Genomic DNA, 16,654 nt, shown 5'->3' with positions numbered 1-16,654 from the left:
CTATCCTCTTCAGGTGCTGGTCCGTGTGGAGATCGTTAGCACGTGTCCGGCACTGCGAAGGGACTTTCGACATGCCCCGTGTCGTACCGGCAGTCATCCGCGCACTCGACGTCCTCGAACTGTTCCTGGACTGCCCCCAACTGTCGGCCCGTCAGGTGATGGAGCGACTCGACCTGCCCCGCACCACAGTCCACGAGCTGCTCGTCACGCTCGAGGCTCGCTCGTACCTGATCTCCGTACCGGGCCAGCCGGTGCAGTATCGGCTCGGCATGCCGCTCTTCCAGCTGGGCGCGGCGTTCGCCGGTCGGCTCGATCTGGTACGCGAGGCGCAGGGGGTCGCGCGGGACGTGGCTTCGAAGTGTGACGAGGCGGTGCACGTGGCGGTGCTCGACGGCGCCGATGTCATCTACCTCGTCAAGTTCGACAGTACGCACCCCGTCCGGATGGTTTCCGGTGTCGGGCTGCGGCTGCCGGCGCACTGCACTGCGGTGGGCAAGGTGCTGCTGTCGGCCCTCGATCAGGAGGACCTGGACGCCGTCCTGTCGAAGGACGCTCTGCCGGGGATGACGCCGGAGAGCATCACCGACCCGGACCTTCTCCGTGTTCATCTCGAACATGTCCGGGCGGAGGGCGTCGCTGTCGACGTCGGCGAGTCGGACAGCGCGATGCGCTGCGTCGCGGCGGCGATCCGGGACCATTCTGGTGCCGTCATCGCCGCGATGAGCCTGTCCGCGCCGATCATCCGCTGGACGTCTCAGGTGCAGATGGAGTGGACCGGGCTGGTTCGCGAGGGCGCGGTCGCGCTGTCCGCCCGCATGGGCTACCGGGCCCAGCCTCGATAGCCGGCCTCCTGTTTTCGGCTCGAAACACCATCGAAACATTGACATTTCTCACGATGCTGCTCTAGCGTCGCGACCACTCGATCCGGTATCTCGAACTCAGTTCGAAATCTCGAACGGCGGTGGTCCCGTGACCCGACCGAACTGGAACGCCAGAGGCACCCTCTCGGCCCGGTCGCCGATCGCCTCAACCTCGTCGCGCTACCCGGTAAGCGGCACGCGGATTCTCTCGCGCGCCGTCGCAACCCCGCCAACTCCCCCGGCGGGTTCGCGAACGCACTGATCTGTGCGGGCGGCCCGTTCGTGGTCGCCGCACGAGACACACCTGGAACACAAGGATCGCGGTGTTCGTCAGGCACGCGTACCGCGTGCAGTGGTGCGGGACTCTGAGGAGGCGAATGTCCATGGAGAACAATCCAGCCTGGTCTCGACGCGGCTTTCTGGGGATGGGAGCGGGGGTGCTCGGCGCGGCCGGCCTGGCCGCGTGTGGGGGCAGCTCCGACTCGCCCAGCAAGGTGCAGCCCGAAGTTCCACAGGAGCTCATCGACGCCGCGGCGTCGATGAAGGGCTCCTCGATGGGGATGCTGTCGCAGAAGCTGTACTCGACGGCGGCGAACGAGGCCCTCGACAGCTCGATCAAGAAGTTCGCGGACACCACCGGAACGAAGATCGAGAACAGTCTGGTCCAGGCCGACGCCGGTGACGTGGTGGCCAAGATCGACGCCGAGGTCAAGGGCGGCGTGGCGCGCGACCTGGCGTTCATGACCGACTCGCGGTTCGTCGCGCAGTTCCAGGCGCTCGGCGACCTGGAGGACGTGACGGACGTCGTCCAGGCCCTGACCGCCAAGTACGGCCAACCCTCCGCCGAGGCGACGAACTACTGCGTCTTCGACGGCAAGTGGTTCGCCATCCCGTACCACTTCATCGGGATCGGGTCGTTCCTGCGCAAGGACTGGATGCAGGACAAGGGCATCTCCCCCAAGGACATCTACAGCTGGGAGGAGCTGCGGGATCTGTGCCTGGAGATCTCCGATCCGACCAAGCGCCGGTTCGGCTGGGGCATGACTGTGAACCGGTCCGGTGACGGCAACGGCATGATCGAGGCGCTGATCAACGCCTATGGCGGCTCCATCGCCTCCAACGACGGCCGGAAGGTCACGTTCAACTCCCCCGAGACCGTGCAGGCGGTGACCTTCCTGGGCGACATCTACACCAACTCCAAGTACAAGCCGATGTTGCCGCCGGGGATCGCGAGCTGGACCGACACCAGCAACAACGAGAACTGGCTCGCAGGGATCCTCGGTTACACCCGCAACCAGTTCAGCGTCTACGCGGACTCCCGGACCAAGAAGAACCCGGTGCACGCGAACACCCACGTGTTCTCCGACTGCATCGGGCCGGCGACGAACAACCCGCTGCTGCTCGGCCAGTCGCAGGGCTTCGTCGTCTTCAAGGGTGCCAAGAACCCGGCGCTCGCCAAGCTCCTGGCGCAGTACCTGGTCAGCGCGCCCGCGCTGCTCGGGGTGGCGAAGGAGGCACCCGGTCTGGTGATGCCCGCCTGGGAGAAGGTCTGGGACGCCGACCCGTTCTTCACAAGCGGCGACCCGGCGTTCCCCATGCTGCGCAGGATCACCGAACTGAAGCTGCCGCTGAACACGAAGAACGGCCTGGCCTTCCCGCAGAAGGCCAGCGCGGGCCAGCAGGCGGTGGGGTCGGCCTACGTGCTCACCGACATGATGCAGCAGGTCGTCCAGGGCACCGCGCCGGCGCAGGCCGTGACGGACGCCCACGCGAAGATGGTGCAGATCTTCAACCAGCAGGGGCTGCGGCAGTGAGCTCGGTCCGTCAGGCACGGGTCCCGGCGGCGCGGAAGTCCCCGCCGTCGGGACCCGGCTCTCTCACGGCGGTCCAGCGGCGGCTGGGGCGGGACTGGCGGCTGGCCGCGCTGTTCCTGGCGCCGATGGCCGTGCTGGTCGGCGGGCTCGTCCTCGTGCCGATCGCCCGGTCGATCATCACCAGCACCACCGAACGGCACGGGCAGGACACCGTGTTCGTCGGCCTGGACAACTACCTCGCGCTCGTCGGCGACGACCAGTTCCACACCGGCGTGGTGAACTCGTTCGTCTTCACCGCGTACGCCGAGGTCTTCAAGGTCGTGTTGGGGTTGGCCGCGGCCCTGCTGCTGCACCAGCGACGCCGCGGGCGGGCGGTGCTGGCCGGGCTGCTCCTGGTGCCGTGGGTGGTGCCGACGGTGGTGACGGCGTTCAGCTGGCGCGCGCTGCTCGACCCCATCTTCGGCAGCGTCAACACGCTGCTCACCGCCACCGGGATCGGGCCGCTGCTGGCCGACGCGCACCTGGTCGACAGTTGGCCCGCGGGCTGGCTGTCCGATCCGTCGCTGGCCATGCCGTCGGTGATCCTCGTGAACGTCTGGAAGGGCGTGCCCTTCTTCACCGTGTGTTTCCTCGCGGGCTTGAAGGCCATCCCGGCGGACCTCTACGAGGCGGCGACAATCGACGGCGCCTCGTCCTGGCAGCGGTTCGCCCACGTGACGCTGCCCGGACTGCGCCACGTGATCACCGTGACGGTGACCCTGTCGTCGATCTGGACGTTCAACAACTTCGACCTCGTCTGGTTGCTGACCCAGGGCGGCCCGGGCGACGTGACAGCGCCGTACGTGCTCGTCGCGTACTCGAAGGCGATCCTGCAGTTGCAGTACGGCGCCGGTGCGGCCGTCACGCTGGTCATGCTGCCGGTCATCGGCGGCCTGGTGTTCGTCCTGGTGCGGTTGCTGCGTCAGGACAGCGGCATCAAGCTGCCCGGACGACGTCGGGCAGCGCGGTGGATCGGGACGCGGAGCTGGGCGGCACCGGCGCGCAGGGCACTGCCGTGGATCGTCACCGCCGTGGTGACCGGTCTGCTGGCCTGGGCCTCTCCGCAGATCTTCTGGAAAGCGGCGGTTGTCCTCGGGGTGATCCTGCTGATCGCGGCGGGGGTCGGCCGGGTGGTCTCGACCCTCTCGTCGCGGGGCGGCCGCCGCTCGTCGTCGGTGGTGTCGGGCCTGGGATCCGGTGTCGCGCTGGCCGGGTTGCTCTTCTTCGTGCTGGGCCCGCTGTACTGGATCGCCGTCACGGCCTTCAAGTCCGAGGGTCAGGTCGTCATGCGCACCGACGACCTGTGGCCGACGCCGTGGACCCTGGAACAGTTCGGCGCCCTGTTCGACAACCAGCCGTTCGGACGCTGGTACCTCAACACGCTGCTGGTGTCCGCGGCGTCCACGGCGGTGGCACTTGTCTGCGCCGCCCTGGCGGGCTACGCGCTGGCCCGGCTGCGGTTCCGGGGCGCGCAGGGCTTCACCGTCACGGTGCTGCTCACCTACGTGATGCCGGGCGCGCTGCTGTTCATCCCGCTGTACCAGATGCTCATCGGCGCGCGCCTCACCGACTCGTTGTGGTCCCTGGTGGTGACGTACCCGACCTTCACGCTGCCGTTCGCCACCTGGCTGCTGGTGGGGTACTTCTCGTCGATCCCCGTCGAGCTGGAGGAGGCAGCGCTCGTCGACGGTTGCAGCCGCATCCAGGCGTTCGGCCGGGTGGTGCTGCCACTGGCCAAGCCCGGGCTGCTGGCGGTGGCGCTCTTCACCCTGACCAACGCCTGGAACGAGTTCCTCTTCGCGTTCGTGTTCATCACGAAGGACGAGTACAAGACGCTGCCGGTGGGGATGCAGTCGATGATCGCCGGGGACGTCGTTCCGCAGGGACAACTCGCCGCGGCGTCGCTGCTCGTCAGCATCCCCGTGGTCATCATGTACGCGCTCGGACAGCGCTTCCTCACCGAAGGGCTCACTGCCGGCGCGGTGAAGGGCTGACCGGGTACGTCGAGTCAGTCGGCAGTTCCGGGGCGGCGATAGGTGAAGAGGGCGGCGTGGTCCAGGACGGCCACCACGAGCACTACGAAGGTGGCGACCGCACTCACCGCCACCAGCGGCAACCGCAGAGCGGCGGCCGCGCCGGCCAGCACGAACAGGGCAGCCACCCGGGGCCAGGACAACCGCCGGTGGATCGCCAGTGAGAACAGGATCCGCCCGACGAGGAACAGCGTCGGCCCGCCCAGGATGGCCATGATGGCCCTCATGTCGCCGGCCTCGGTTGGGTGGGCGATGCTCAGTTCGGCCCCGACGGCCGTGACCACGATGCCGGCGACCATCACCAGGTGCAGGTAACCGGTGACGACACCGAGCCGGGACGGGTCGGCGTGCTCGATGGCCGAGCCCAGGTGCCGGCCGGCGGGCGTCACGTAGAGCAGGCCGATCAGCACGGCGGTGGCGAAGACCAGCAGGAAGGCGGCGGTCTCGGCGGGATCCAGGTCGGTGCCGGCGTACGACAGGCCGGCGACCAGCACGAGTTCACCGAGCGTGATGATCATGATCTGTTGGTAGCGCTCGGCGAAGTGCGCGCCGGCGAGGCGCAGCTCCTGCTGACGGGCGCGACCCAGCATCGGCGTCGGCCAGCCGAGCCGTGGTCCGGACAGGTCGACCGCGAGGGCGAGCACCCAGAGCGGCACCCGCCACTGCGGCAGGAACACGCCGGCCAGCCACGGCACGGCGGTGACCGTGTACCAGCAGAGGATCCGCAGCGCCCGGCGCTGCCGTGGATGACCGCGCAGCGCCGCAACGGTGACGACGCCCCGGACGAGATGGACCCCGACGTACGCGCCGGCGAAGAGGCCCGCCCGTCCGTGTAGCCCCTGCGGGATCGCCACCCCGGCCAGCAGGCTGCCCATCGTGGCGGCGACCAGTACTCCGCGGATGGCCGGGGTCTCCGGGTCGTACCAGTCTGCGGTCCAGGTGGTGGTCACCCAGATCCACCAGACGCCCGCCAGCAGCAGCGCGGTGCGCAGCGTCCCACCCCACGTGAGGTCGTTGAGCAGGTGTTCGGCCAACTGGCTGAGGGCGAGCACGAACGCCAGGTCGAAGAACAGTTCCAGGAACGAGGCGCTCAGCGGCGCGTCGTCTCCCCGCAGCAGGCGCTCGGGTCTGCTCGCCATCGGCGCTCCTCCCGGTGGCCGGCGCTGGGTCCGTCGTACCACCCGAGGCCCGCCACCGGAGGCGAAAGCGCGTCAGCGGCGGACGCCGACCCCGGCGTAGCCGTGCGCGTCCCCGGCCTCCTGCTCGTCGTCCGGTCGCCACCGGGTGGTCTCGACCAGACCGGGCTCCACCAGGTCGTAGCCGTCGAAGAAGCGCAGCGCCTCGGCGTGGGTGCGGGGTACCAGCGGGGCGCTGCTGGTGCGGTAGACGGCCTGTCCGCGCTCGGCCACCTCCGGCGGGACGCCGTCCAGCGTCAGGTGCGACAGCACCAGGTGGCTGCCGGGGACTGTGGCGTCGCGCAGCCGGGCGACGGCGGCCCACGGGTCGTCGTCGTCCGGCACGAAGTGCAGCACCGCGAGCAGCAGCACGGCCACCGGGCGGTCCAGGTCGAGCGTGCCGCGTACCTCCGGGTGGGCCAGCAGCTCGTCCGGCCGCCGCAGGTCGCCCCGCACGACGGCCGTGCCGGGCACGTCCGTCAACAACCGACGGGCGTACGCGACGGCCACCTCGTCGTAGTCGACGTAGACCACCCGGGCGTCGGGCGCCACGGCCCGCACCACCTCGTGCACGGTCCCCTGGGTGGGCAGACCCGCGCCGATGTCCAGGAACTGGTGAATGCCCTGCGCGGCGGCGTACCGGACGGCCCGGCGCAGGAAGTGCCTGTTGGTCTGCGCGGCGAACCCGGTGCCCGGGAAGATCTCCAACACCCGCTCGGCGGCGGCCCGGTCGGCGGCGAAATTGTTGCTGCCGCCCAGGAAGTAGTCGTACATCCGGGCGACGTTGGGTCGGGCGGTGACGTCTGTGGTGTCGGTTGCCGGCTGCTCGGTCACGAGGGGTCCCTTCGACGCGCGGTCGGATCTCGATGTCTAGCACCCGGAGCGACGACCCGCTGACCCCTCGTGTCGTTGATCCGGCTGCGCCCCTGGTCAACGCCGACCACGGTGGGGGGCACCGAATCACCGAGGGGGACGCCGATGACCGGTCAGCGGGAAACCGTGCGGGTCGACCACGACCTGTTCCGCGCCGTGTACGACTCACCCGCGTCGCTGCCCGGCCGGCACCGGTGGACCACACCGGAGGCGGACGTCAGGCGTCTGGAAAAGCTGCTCGGCATGCCGGCGCGCAGCATCGGCGCCCCGCTGTGGGTAAGCGGCGACGAGCCGGACTGCCCGAAGTGCGGCCGGCGGATCACCTGGTACGACATCGTCTCGTCGGCACTCACCGGCCTGCACGACAAGAACATGATCGCCACGGTCATCCTCGGCGAACAGAGGTACGTCAACACCGAGGTGCCGGAGGCCATCCCCGGGGTGCGCTGCGCCGACTGTCACACCGCCATCGAGGGCCTGCGCAGCTTCAAGTGCCACAACTGGGCGTACGCCTTCGAGGCGCTGGAGGCCGTCCGCGAACGCATGGCCGGCGGCGGCGCCGCGCCGGTCTGAGCTGGGATCGGCCGGTCAGTCGGCCGAGCGGCGGGTGGGGCGGCGGCCCGGCGGGGACGCCGGCTCGGGCCCGGGGTCGGGCACCTGCGGCATCGCCCGGATGACCGGCTCGGCGGCGGTGACCCGCAGGCGCTCACCGTGATGCCACAGCTCGACCTCGGCGTCGTGGGAGGCGTCGGGCAGTTCGTAGCGGGCCTCGGTGGACGTCAACGTGACCCGCAGCCGGTGCCCCCGCCACCGCAGGCTGAAGGCCAGCCGGTCGATCCGCCGGGGCAGCCGGGGATCGAAGGAGAGCACTCCGCGGTCGTCGCGCAGGCCGCCGAAGCCCTGCACCAGCGCCAGCCACGCCCCGGCCAGCGACGCCAGGTGCAGCCCGTCGGCGGTCTTGTCCCCCAGGTCCGCCAGGTCCTGCGAGACGGTTTCGGCGAACAGGTCGTACGCCAGGTCGAGGTGCCCGACCTCGGCGGCCAGCACCGCCTGCGGCGCGGCCGACAGCGACGAGTCGCGGACCGTGCGGGCCTCGTAGTAGGCCAGGTTGCGGGCCTTCTCGTCGGCGGTGAACTCCCCCGGGTGCAGTTGCATGGCGAGCACCAGGTCGGCCTGCTTGACCACCTGCCTGCGGTACAGCTCCAGGTAGGGGAAGTGCAGCAGCAGCGGGTAGTCGGCCTCGTCGGTGGTGGCGAAGTCCCACTCCGGTTGGGTGGTGAACCCCGCGGACTGCTGGTGCACCCCACGCTCGCTGTCGTACGAGACGACGATCGCGTCGGCGGCCGCCCGCCAGCCGGTGATCTCGGCCGGGCTTACGCCGAGCCGGTCGGCCCGGTCCAGATGGCGCTCGGCGGCGTCCGCGGCGCCCCGCAGGTTGCGGCGGGCCATCAGGTTCGTGAAGACGTTGTCGTCGACAAGCGCGGCGTACTCGTCCGGGCCGGTCACCCCGTGCAGGTGGAACGCGCCCGTGGCCGACCAGTGGCCGAAGCCGTGCCAGAGCCGGGCGGTCTCCACCAGCAGCTCCAGGCCCACCTCCGCGAGGAACCGCGTGTCGTCGGTGGCCGCCACGTAGCGCAGCACCGCGTCGGCGATGTCGGCGTTGACGTGCAGCGCGGCGGTGCCGGCCGGCCAGTAGCCGGAGCACTCCCGCCCGCCGATGGTCCGCCACGGGAACGTGGCACCGGTCAACCGCAGCTCGGCGGCCCGCTCCCGGGCCTCGGGCAGGTGGGCGTGTCGCCAGGTCAGCGCGGAGCGGGCCACCGCCGGCGCCAGGTAGGTGAGCACCGGCAGCACGTACGTCTCGGTGTCCCAGAGCACGTGCCCGTCGTAGCCGTTGCCGGTCAGCCCCTTGGCCGAGATGGTCCGGTCGCCGTCCGGGCGACCCGCCTGGATGAGGTGGAACATCGCGAACCGGACCGCCTGCTGGAGCTCCCGGTCGCCGTCGAGTCGTACGTCGGCGACCTGCCAGGCCGCGTCCAGGCTGGCCCGCTGGTCGGCCAGCAGCGCGTCGAAGCCGTCGGCGCGGGCGGCGTCCGCCTCCGCGACGACCAGGTCGGCCAACTCGTCGGCGGGCACCGCGTCGACAGGCGCGCACTCGTACGCGGCGAACTTCGTCAGCCGCAGCCGCTCACCCGGGTGCAACCGGCCGGCCACGGTCAGCCGCACCCGGTCCGGCCCGCCGTCGCTGGTGGTGGTCACCGTGTCCGGTGCGTCCACCAGGTGACTGACCGCCACCGCCACGCGCTGCCCGCTGCGTTCGGTGCGGTGCACCAGCACCCCGTCGAGGCGGCTCGTGCGGTGCGCCTCGGCGGTCAGCGGGTCGGTGAGCACCGACGCCGCGCGCGGGTCGTCGGAGAGTTCCGGCACCCGCTCGTTGGCCAGCAGGTCCGAGCAGACCCGCAGCTCGGCGGGGCCGTCCAGCGTCTCGACCTCGTAGTGGACGGCGGCGACCGGGCGGCGCGGCAGGGACACCAGCCGGGTGCTGCGCAGGAGCACCCTCCGCCCGCCCGGCGAGATCCACTCCGTCTGCCGGCGCAGCACGCCCCTGCGCAGGTCGAGCACCCGCTCGTGACCGCGCAGCGTCCCGGTTCGGATGTCCAACGGCTCGTCGTCGACCCAGAGCCGGATCAGCGCGGCGTTCGGCGCGCTGATCACGGTGTCGCTGGCCTGCGGAAACGCGTACCCCTCCTCGGGGTAGCTCAGCTCCCGCCGTTCATGGAAGCCGTTGACGTAACTGCCCGGCATCCCGCACGGCGCACCCTCGTCGAGGACGCCACGCCAGCCGACCCACCCGTTGCTCAACGCGAAGATCGACTCGGTCTCGCCCAGCCGTTCCAGGTCGGCCGCCGTACGCCGGATCCGCCAGCTCTCGTCCTCGGCCGTCGCGGCGGCGGGCGGCGGTTGGTCGGTGGCCGAACCGGTGTGCACGAAGCCTCCTGTGGTGCCGACAGCCCTCACCAGCCAAGCAGAGGCGCCTGTGCGATCCCTGGACGAAGGTCGTGCGGCCGGCTCGACCTTCGGCTCCTGTACTGCCCCCTGCCGCGTTCCTAGGGTGTCTCCAAGATGAACGAGGTATGAACGTGTAGTGAGGTGATTCATGGCCGACAACGGCAGTACTGACGTTCCAGAGATCAGCGCCGAGTGGTACCGCGACATCGTCGATGCCGCCGCCGGCAGCCCCGACCCGGTGCGGTGGTTCGTCGGGCACGCCACCGAGGGGGTGATCCTGCTGCTCGGTGCGCTGCTGGTGGTGGCCGCGCTGCGCCGCCTGGCCGGCGGCCCGCACGACCGGGCACTCGCCCTGGTCGCGCCGCTGCCGACCCTTCTGGCGTACGCGAGCAGCGAGTGGCTCAAGACCGTGGTGGACGAGGACCGGCCGTGCCGGGCGGCGGGCCGGGCGATCATCGCCGGCACCTGCCCGCCACCGGGCGACTGGTCGTTCCCCAGCAACCACGCCACGCTTGCCGGCGCGCTGGCGCTCACCACTCTGCTGCTCTCCCGCCGACTCGGATTGGTCGCGCTGCCGCTGGCCGTGCTGGCCGCCTTCTCCCGGGTCTTCGTGGGCGTGCACTACCCGCACGACGTGGCCGCAGGCCTGCTGCTCGGCGCCCTAGTCGCCGCGGTGGCGACCCCACTTTTGGCCCGCCCGACCGCCGAGGCGCTACGCCGCCGGGCGGATGCCCGGCACCCGGTACCCGACCTGGCCAGCCGACCCCGCTCCTGACCTCGCCGGCCGCTGCGGCGCTGGGGGCGCTGGCCGCTGTGGCGCTGTGGCGCTGTGGCGCTGCGGTCAGGAGATCAGGAGGAGGGCGCCCACCGTGCCGAGCAGCAGGAAGGGGCCGAACGGCAGGTGGGTGCTCCACCGTGCCCGTCGGGCGGCCAGCAGTCCCAGACTCACAAGCGCGGACAGCCCGAACGCGAGGAACAGCCCGAGGAGCAGGACGGACCAGCCGTACCAGCCGAGCAGCGCCCCCACACTGAGCGCCAGCTTGGCATCGCCCAACCCGAAGCCCCGGCGGCCGAGCAGCAGGGTGCTGGAGGCGAAGAACAGCGCCAGCCCAGCACCGGCGGCGACGGCCCGCAGCCACGGGCCCACCTCGGCTGCGGCGAGCGCCGCCGCGCCCAGCAGCAGCCAGGTTCCGGCCGCCGCGGGCAGTGTGAGCCGGTCGGGTAGCCGGTGCACGGCCAGGTCGACGAGGACCGCCGGCACGGTCCAGGCGAGCCACCAGGCCAACGCCGGCAACACCCCGCCCGACGGGCCGACCAGCGCCAACACGGCCATGGCGGCGATCACGGCCACCTCGACCGAGCCCGGCGGCGGCCCGACCCGGGCCCGGCATCTGCCGCACCGGCCGAGCGGGCCGAGCGCCGGCCAGGGCCGGGTCAGGCCGACCGCCGCGCCGCAGGCGTCGCAGCCGGTCCGGCTGGGAATGCCCGCGGGTACGGCGTGACGCAGGACGGCCAGGCGCAGCAGCGGACTGACCGTCAGTGTCGCCAGCACGGCGCCGCCGTCCAGCCAGCGGGTCGACCCTGCCCAGCGGCGAGTTGCGCGTCGACGACTGCCAGTACCCGCGACGGACCCCGCTTCGGCCCGATCGGTCGGGTCACGCCGACCGGGCGCGGGTGCCGGGGGGCCGGTCAGCGCCACGTCGACCCCGCCGAACGTCGGGCGTCCCCCGCGAAGGTGAACACGGATCGTGACTGAAGGTTCGCGCGGGTGTAGCGGATGGCGCGGAAAACGACGTCGCCCACCGGCCGCGTGGCGATCTCCTGGCTGGGGATCCGGCCGGTCGGCCCGGTAGCCGGGGCGGTCCGTCCGCCACTCCCGGGCACAGTCCGGATGCCGGGATGGGGGCGCGATGTCCCACTCTCGGGGCCACCACAGCCGTGGCGACGGATTCGCCCGAGCGGGCGCGGCCGGACCGTCGGCGATCCCTCAACCGACCCTCGTCCGGACTGCGGCACTGGCACCCGCCACCACCACCCATCATCACTGAGAGTGTTCACATGACTTGCCTCTGTTGCATCGGCGACCGTCAGCCTATGCTCGCCCCTTGGGTGTGACGCAAGCCTCACAGCAACAACCGGAAGATACGGGACCCTGCATTTGTAGAAGATCCGTAACGGTGAATGCAGAAGCGCAATGAACAGCTCCGGAGACACTGATCCGGACGCGCTTCCGCATGCTCGGCGGCGGTGCTTCGTCGCCACGTCGGGCGATCACAAGGAGGGCTCGACGGTGCGCGGACGGCAGCTCAGGCGAGCGGCGATCTGCCTGCTGGTGATCGTGGCGGTGGTGCCGGTCACCGCCTGCGGCAGCGGGCAGGAGGCGGTGGATCGACCGGCGACGACGCGGGACGACGGCGTGCGGACGGATTCGAGCGCCGCACGGGAAGCTGCCGAAAAGGCGGCGCTCGAGGCGTACTCCGGTTATCTCGCGGCCTCGCGAACGGCGAGTCGACGCAGCGATCCACACGCGCCGGAACTGTCCCGGTTCCTCGCTGATCCGCTGCTGACCCGGGTGCAACTGTCCATTCGCGACGCGAAGAAGCACGGCGCCGTGCGTACCGGGACGCTGGCGTCCGATCCCAGCGTGACAATCGTCAGCCTGGACTCGGACCCGGCCACCGTGGAGATCCAGGACTGCCTGGACGCGACCGGCTACCGGCTGGTCAACACCAAGGATCAGCGGATCGTCCCGGGCAGCGGCGGCGGCAGGCACCTGGCCACCGCCACCGCCACCCGATATCCCGACGGTCGCTGGCTGATCAGCTCCGGCTCGGCGCACCCGGACCAGCCGTGCTGACCCGGGGGCGGAGAGCCCGTACCCGCGAGGTCGGCGCGGCCCGGCGGATGCTCGCCGGAGTCGGACTGGCGCTGCTGCTGGTGGTCGGCGCGACCCTGCCGGCCGCCGCCGCCCGACGCGCCGACCCGGGGGTCGAGTGCCCGCCCGACCAACCGGACTGCAACGTCTGGGACGACGAGCCCGGCACGCCGGGTGGCCCCGGCGGCGGTGGCGACAACGGCGGTGGCGACTCCGGCGGAGGTGGCGGCGGCGGTGTCTGCCAGTGGGGCGGGCGGACGATCCCCTGCTACGACGACCTGCTGGGCTGGTTCAACAACGGTGACGGGTGCTACTACAAGCTCGCCGTGCCGCAGAAGCCGGCAGCCGAGGGTCAGCAGTGGTACGTGCAGACCTGCAACGGGGGCGCCGTCGGCACCCAGGTCACGGTGCTGCTCGACGGGCCGCCGGCCGGCTTCGGCGCTCCGCCGGACCCGGAGGAGCTGGCCCGCCGGGCCCTCGCGTCGATCAAGCTGCTGCCGGCACGGCTCAGGGTGGCGCCTCGCAAGGACATCGGCCCCGGCCTGGTCGGCCTCCCGGTGTGGATGTGGGCCACCCCGAGCGCGAGCTACTTCGGGCCGCTGAACGCCTCCGCGGAAGACCGTGGGCTGCGCGTCTCCATCGAGGCGACTGTCGACCGGATCGTCTGGAGCATGGGCAACGGCGACACGGTCACCTGCACCAAGGCCGGCACCCCGTACGACGCGAAGGGCAAGCGCGCCGGCAGGACCTCCCCGGACTGCGGCTACGACAGCGGCTACCCGAAGGCCGGCACCTACCGGGTGGGCGCCACCACGTACTGGACGGTGCGCTGGTGGACCGGCGACGGCGACGAGGGTGACCCGATCGCGCAGACACGGACCAGCGGCACTGTGCCGGTCGTGATCAAGGAACTCCAGGTGGTGACCAGGTGAGCGAGCCGATTCTGCGAGCCCCACAGTCGGGAATGGAGATCGAACGGTGAGTCTGGCTACGCGAAACGCGACCGGGCCGGTGGACGCGCCGGTCAGTCCGCCCAAGGTGGTCCGGCAACGCCGCGTCCGCCCGGGGCTGCTGGGTCTCGCCGTACTCCTGATCGCTCTCGGTGGGCTGGGGGCCGCGTTCGCGGTCACCTCGGTCCGGGCCACCGGCAGCTACCTCGCGGTGGCCCGGCCGGTGGAGGTGGGTCGGGAGGTCAGCGCCTCCGATCTGATCACTGTGCAGGTCGCCGGCGGCCGGGGGTTGCGCCCGGTGCCCGCGGGCCGGCTGGACGAGGTGGTCGGCAAGCGGGCCGCGGTCGCGCTGGTGCCCGGCACCCTGCTCACCCTCGGGCAGGTCACCGACGACCCGCTGCTCGGCCCGGGTCAGCAGCAGATCGCGCTCGGCCTGAAGACCGCCCAGGTGCCGGCCCGTGCGCTGCACCCCGGAGACAAGGTGCTGCTGGTCAGCACCCCCGACGACAACGCCACCGGGGCGGCCGCCGGTGCGGGCACCCGGTTCACGGCCACCGTCATCGACATGGTCAGTCCGACGGACGACGAGAGGGTGCTGTACCTGGCGCTGCTCGTCCGGGACGTACCCGCCGTGGTGGCGCTGTCCGCGCAGGAGCGGATCGCCGTCGTGCTGACCGAGGCGGCCTGAGCATGGCGATCATCGCGTTGGTGTCGGCGAAGGGTTCACCCGGCGTGACCACCTCGGCGCTGGCCTGCGCGTTGACCTGGCACCGCCGGCTGGTCCTCGCCGAGTGCGACCCGGCCGGCGGGTCGATCCTCGCCGGCTACCTGGGCGGTCAGCTGGACGGGCCGCGCGGCATCGGAGAGCTGGCCGTCGGGGAGCTGCGCGACGGCAACCTGGAGAGCGCCTTCTGGTCCCAGCTGGTCGACCTGGACGCGCCGCGCCGGGAACGGCTGCTGCTACCCGGGTTGGTCGACCCGGCGCAGGCCGGCAGCGTCACCCCGCTCTGGCAGCGCTTCGCCGACTACTTCAACGCGCTGGACCGGGGCAGCCCCGGCTACGACGTGCTGGTCGACTGTGGCCGGCTGCACGTCACAGGCCCACCATGGCCACTGCTGCGGGCCGCGTCGGTGGTGCTGCTGGTGACCCGGGCCCACCTGCCCGACCTGTCCGGCACGCGGGCGGTGGTCACGACGATCGAGCGGGACTTCGCCGAACACCGGGTGCCGCCGGGCACCCTGCGGCTGCTGCTGGTCGGCGACGGGCACGGGCGCGCGGAGATCAGTCGAGGGCTGAAACTGCCGGTGATCGCCCGGCTGCCGCACGACTCGCGTACCGCAGGGGTGCTCGGCCTCGGTGGGACCGTCCGGTCCGGACGGCCGCTGCTGCGCGCGGCCGCCGCGCTGGAGGTACCGGTCGGTGCGCTGCTGGAACGCCGGCGCGCACGGCTGGCCTGGCCGGTGCAGCAGGGGGTGCCGGATGCGGTTTGAACCCGTCTCCACCGACCCGCGTCAGCAGCCGCCGAACGCGACGTCCACCGCCCCCCCGCTGACCCCGCCGAACGGCCGGCACCACCAGTTGACGGCGACACCGCAGCCGGCGCCCACGGCCCCGCCTGCGCCGGAGGTGGCGCCGCGACCCCGGATCGATTTCCAGCTGGTCCGGGAGCTGCGCCGGGAACTCACCGAACGGCTCACCCTGTGGCAGCGCGGCCGGGAGTTCACAGTCGACGAGGAGGACACCGAGCGTGCCCGACTGGCCGTCACGGTGATCGCCGAGTACGCGGACGCGGTCCGTCGCGCCGGGACACCGATGGCCGCCGGCGAGGAGCGCCTGCTGCTCGACCAGGTGACAGCCGAGCTGGTCGGCCTGGGCCGGCTGCAGACCCTGCTTGTCGACGACACCATCGAGGAAGTGCACATCCTCGGCTGCGACGTGGTGCGGATCACCCGGCACGGCGGCGGAGTGGACTGGGCCGAGCCGATCGCCGACAGCGACGCCGAGCTGGTGGAGATCCTCCAGGCGGCGGCGCGGCGGGCCGGCGCGACCGAACGGTCCCTGTCCACCGTGAAGCCCACCCTGGACCTGCAACTGCCCGACGGCAGCCGACTGGCCGCGGTGTTCCTGGTCAGCCACCGGCCGTACGCGGTGATCCGCAAGCACAACACCCTGGACGTGAGCCTCGACGACGTGGCCGGCGCCCGGGGTGACCTGGACGAGATGATCGACCCGCTGCTGCGCGACTTCCTGCGTGCGGCGATGCGCGCCGGGTTGAACATCATGGTCGCCGGGCTGGCCGGGGCCGGAAAGACCACGATCATCCGGGCGTTGATGAACGAGATCCCGCCCGACGAGCCGTACGTGCTGCTGGAGGAGAGCCGGGAACTGTTGCCGGCGCGCCGCCGCGATCGGCACCGGGCGGTGATGAGCTTCGAGTCGCGGGAGGGGCACGGCGAGCGCGGCTTCGACGGCCGGCCGGCGGGCGAGGTGACGATCGCGGACCTGATTCCGCTCTCGCTGCGCATGGGCGTGCTGCGGATCATCGTGGGTGAGGTGCGGTCCCGGGAGATCGTGCCGATGCTCCAGGCGATGACCACCAGCCGGGGCTCGATGTGCACCATCCACGCCCGTACGGCGGCCGGGGTGGGTGAGCGGATCGTCGAGCTGGCGCTGGCGCACGGCCGGGAGATGACAGTCGACCAGGCCCGCCGGATGGCCGGCAACGCCCTCGACCTGATCGTCTACGTCACAGTCGAGGACGAAAGCGCGATCGGCGGCCGTAAGCACCGGTTCGTCTCGCACGTGGAGGAGGTGATCGGGGCCGGTGAGGCCGGACGGATCACCACCACCACCGTCTTCGGTCCCGGCCCGGACGGTCGCGCGGTCCCCCGGCACCTACCCGAACGGGTCCGCGACCAGTTGCTGCGGGTGGGGTACGACGTCCGACTGCTGACCCGCTGGATCGAGGCCGGCACGGGTGCATGGCGGCGACCCCGACAGACCCGACTGGCTCGGCGGTGACCTG

Annotated in this window: 14 protein-coding genes; 10 read left to right on the top strand and 4 right to left on the bottom strand. The window is 71.6% G+C overall.

All coding sequences use genetic code 11. The features are described from left to right. The first annotated feature begins 71 nt into the window (after nt 1–71). The 3 genes from AB0K10_RS08475 to AB0K10_RS08465 all read left to right on the top strand — a co-directional run bounded on the left by AB0K10_RS08475 (nt 72) and on the right by AB0K10_RS08465 (nt 4,707). Nucleotides 72–842, top strand: coding sequence for an IclR family transcriptional regulator (locus tag AB0K10_RS08475; RefSeq protein ID WP_363681222.1), 771 nt, complete (start codon nt 72–74; stop codon nt 840–842). A gap of 401 nt (nt 843–1,243) precedes the next feature. After that, nucleotides 1,244–2,674, top strand: a complete 1,431-nt coding sequence (locus AB0K10_RS08470) for an extracellular solute-binding protein (RefSeq protein WP_363681220.1) — start codon at nt 1,244–1,246, stop codon at nt 2,672–2,674. Next, the gene (locus AB0K10_RS08465) at nt 2,671–4,707 is read left to right on the top strand and encodes an ABC transporter permease subunit (RefSeq protein WP_363681218.1); all 2,037 of its coding nucleotides are present in this window, start codon (nt 2,671–2,673) and stop codon (nt 4,705–4,707) included. The genes AB0K10_RS08470 and AB0K10_RS08465 overlap by 4 nt, the downstream gene beginning before the upstream one ends. 14 nt (nt 4,708–4,721) lie before the next feature. Here AB0K10_RS08465 and AB0K10_RS08460 read toward each other — a convergent pair whose 3' ends face one another. After that, nucleotides 4,722–5,885 (bottom strand): low temperature requirement protein A, encoded by a 1,164-nt coding sequence (locus tag AB0K10_RS08460; protein ID WP_363681216.1) that lies wholly within the window; start codon nt 5,883–5,885, stop codon nt 4,722–4,724. A gap of 72 nt (nt 5,886–5,957) precedes the next feature. Continuing rightward, entirely contained in the window at nt 5,958–6,755 is a 798-nt protein-coding gene (locus AB0K10_RS08455; protein WP_363681214.1) for an SAM-dependent methyltransferase, read from the bottom strand. A gap of 144 nt (nt 6,756–6,899) precedes the next feature. Here AB0K10_RS08455 and AB0K10_RS08450 point away from each other — a divergent pair, with 144 nt between their 5' ends. Further along, a complete protein-coding gene (locus AB0K10_RS08450) occupies nt 6,900–7,367 on the top strand; it encodes a hypothetical protein (RefSeq protein ID WP_363681212.1) in 468 nt (155 codons plus the stop codon). A gap of 15 nt (nt 7,368–7,382) precedes the next feature. Here AB0K10_RS08450 and AB0K10_RS08445 read toward each other — a convergent pair whose 3' ends face one another. Next, a complete protein-coding gene (locus AB0K10_RS08445) occupies nt 7,383–9,782 on the bottom strand; it encodes a glycosyl hydrolase family 65 protein (RefSeq protein ID WP_363681210.1) in 2,400 nt (799 codons plus the stop codon). Nucleotides 9,783–9,951: 169 nt separating this feature from the next. On the opposite strand from AB0K10_RS08445, the gene AB0K10_RS08440 reads away from it, so the two are divergent. Then, on the top strand, nt 9,952–10,578 hold the full coding sequence (locus tag AB0K10_RS08440) for a phosphatase PAP2 family protein (RefSeq protein ID WP_363681208.1): 627 nt from the start codon (nt 9,952–9,954) through the stop codon (nt 10,576–10,578). A 66-nt stretch (nt 10,579–10,644) separates the two neighbouring features. On the opposite strand, the gene AB0K10_RS08435 is transcribed toward AB0K10_RS08440, so the two are convergent. Next, complete coding sequence (locus AB0K10_RS08435; RefSeq protein ID WP_363681437.1) at nt 10,645–11,370, bottom strand: A24 family peptidase; 726 nt, start codon at nt 11,368–11,370, stop codon at nt 10,645–10,647. A 723-nt stretch (nt 11,371–12,093) separates the two neighbouring features. Here AB0K10_RS08435 and AB0K10_RS08430 point away from each other — a divergent pair. The 5 genes from AB0K10_RS08430 to AB0K10_RS08410 are packed head-to-tail and all read left to right on the top strand — an operon-like array spanning nt 12,094 to nt 16,650. Continuing rightward, entirely contained in the window at nt 12,094–12,660 is a 567-nt protein-coding gene (locus AB0K10_RS08430) for a hypothetical protein (RefSeq protein ID WP_363681206.1), read from the top strand. A gap of 47 nt (nt 12,661–12,707) precedes the next feature. Beyond that, entirely contained in the window at nt 12,708–13,610 is a 903-nt protein-coding gene (locus AB0K10_RS08425) for a hypothetical protein (protein WP_363681435.1), read from the top strand. Between the two features lie 46 nt (nt 13,611–13,656). Next, nucleotides 13,657–14,316: an SAF domain-containing protein gene (locus tag AB0K10_RS08420; protein WP_363681204.1), complete on the top strand. Its 660-nt coding sequence runs from the start codon at nt 13,657–13,659 to the stop codon at nt 14,314–14,316. A gap of 2 nt (nt 14,317–14,318) precedes the next feature. Beyond that, complete coding sequence (locus tag AB0K10_RS08415) at nt 14,319–15,119, top strand: ParA family protein (RefSeq protein WP_363681202.1); 801 nt, start codon at nt 14,319–14,321, stop codon at nt 15,117–15,119. After that, nucleotides 15,109–16,650, top strand: a complete 1,542-nt coding sequence (locus tag AB0K10_RS08410; protein WP_363681200.1) for a CpaF/VirB11 family protein — start codon at nt 15,109–15,111, stop codon at nt 16,648–16,650. The genes AB0K10_RS08415 and AB0K10_RS08410 overlap by 11 nt, the downstream gene beginning before the upstream one ends. Nucleotides 16,651–16,654 lie beyond the last annotated feature (4 nt).

Source organism: Micromonospora sp. NPDC049274 (assembly GCF_040678875.1).
GTDB lineage: Bacteria > Actinomycetota > Actinomycetes > Mycobacteriales > Micromonosporaceae > Micromonospora.
Note: the sequence above shows the minus strand (reverse complement) of the source record. Positions and strands in the feature narration are given on the sequence as shown.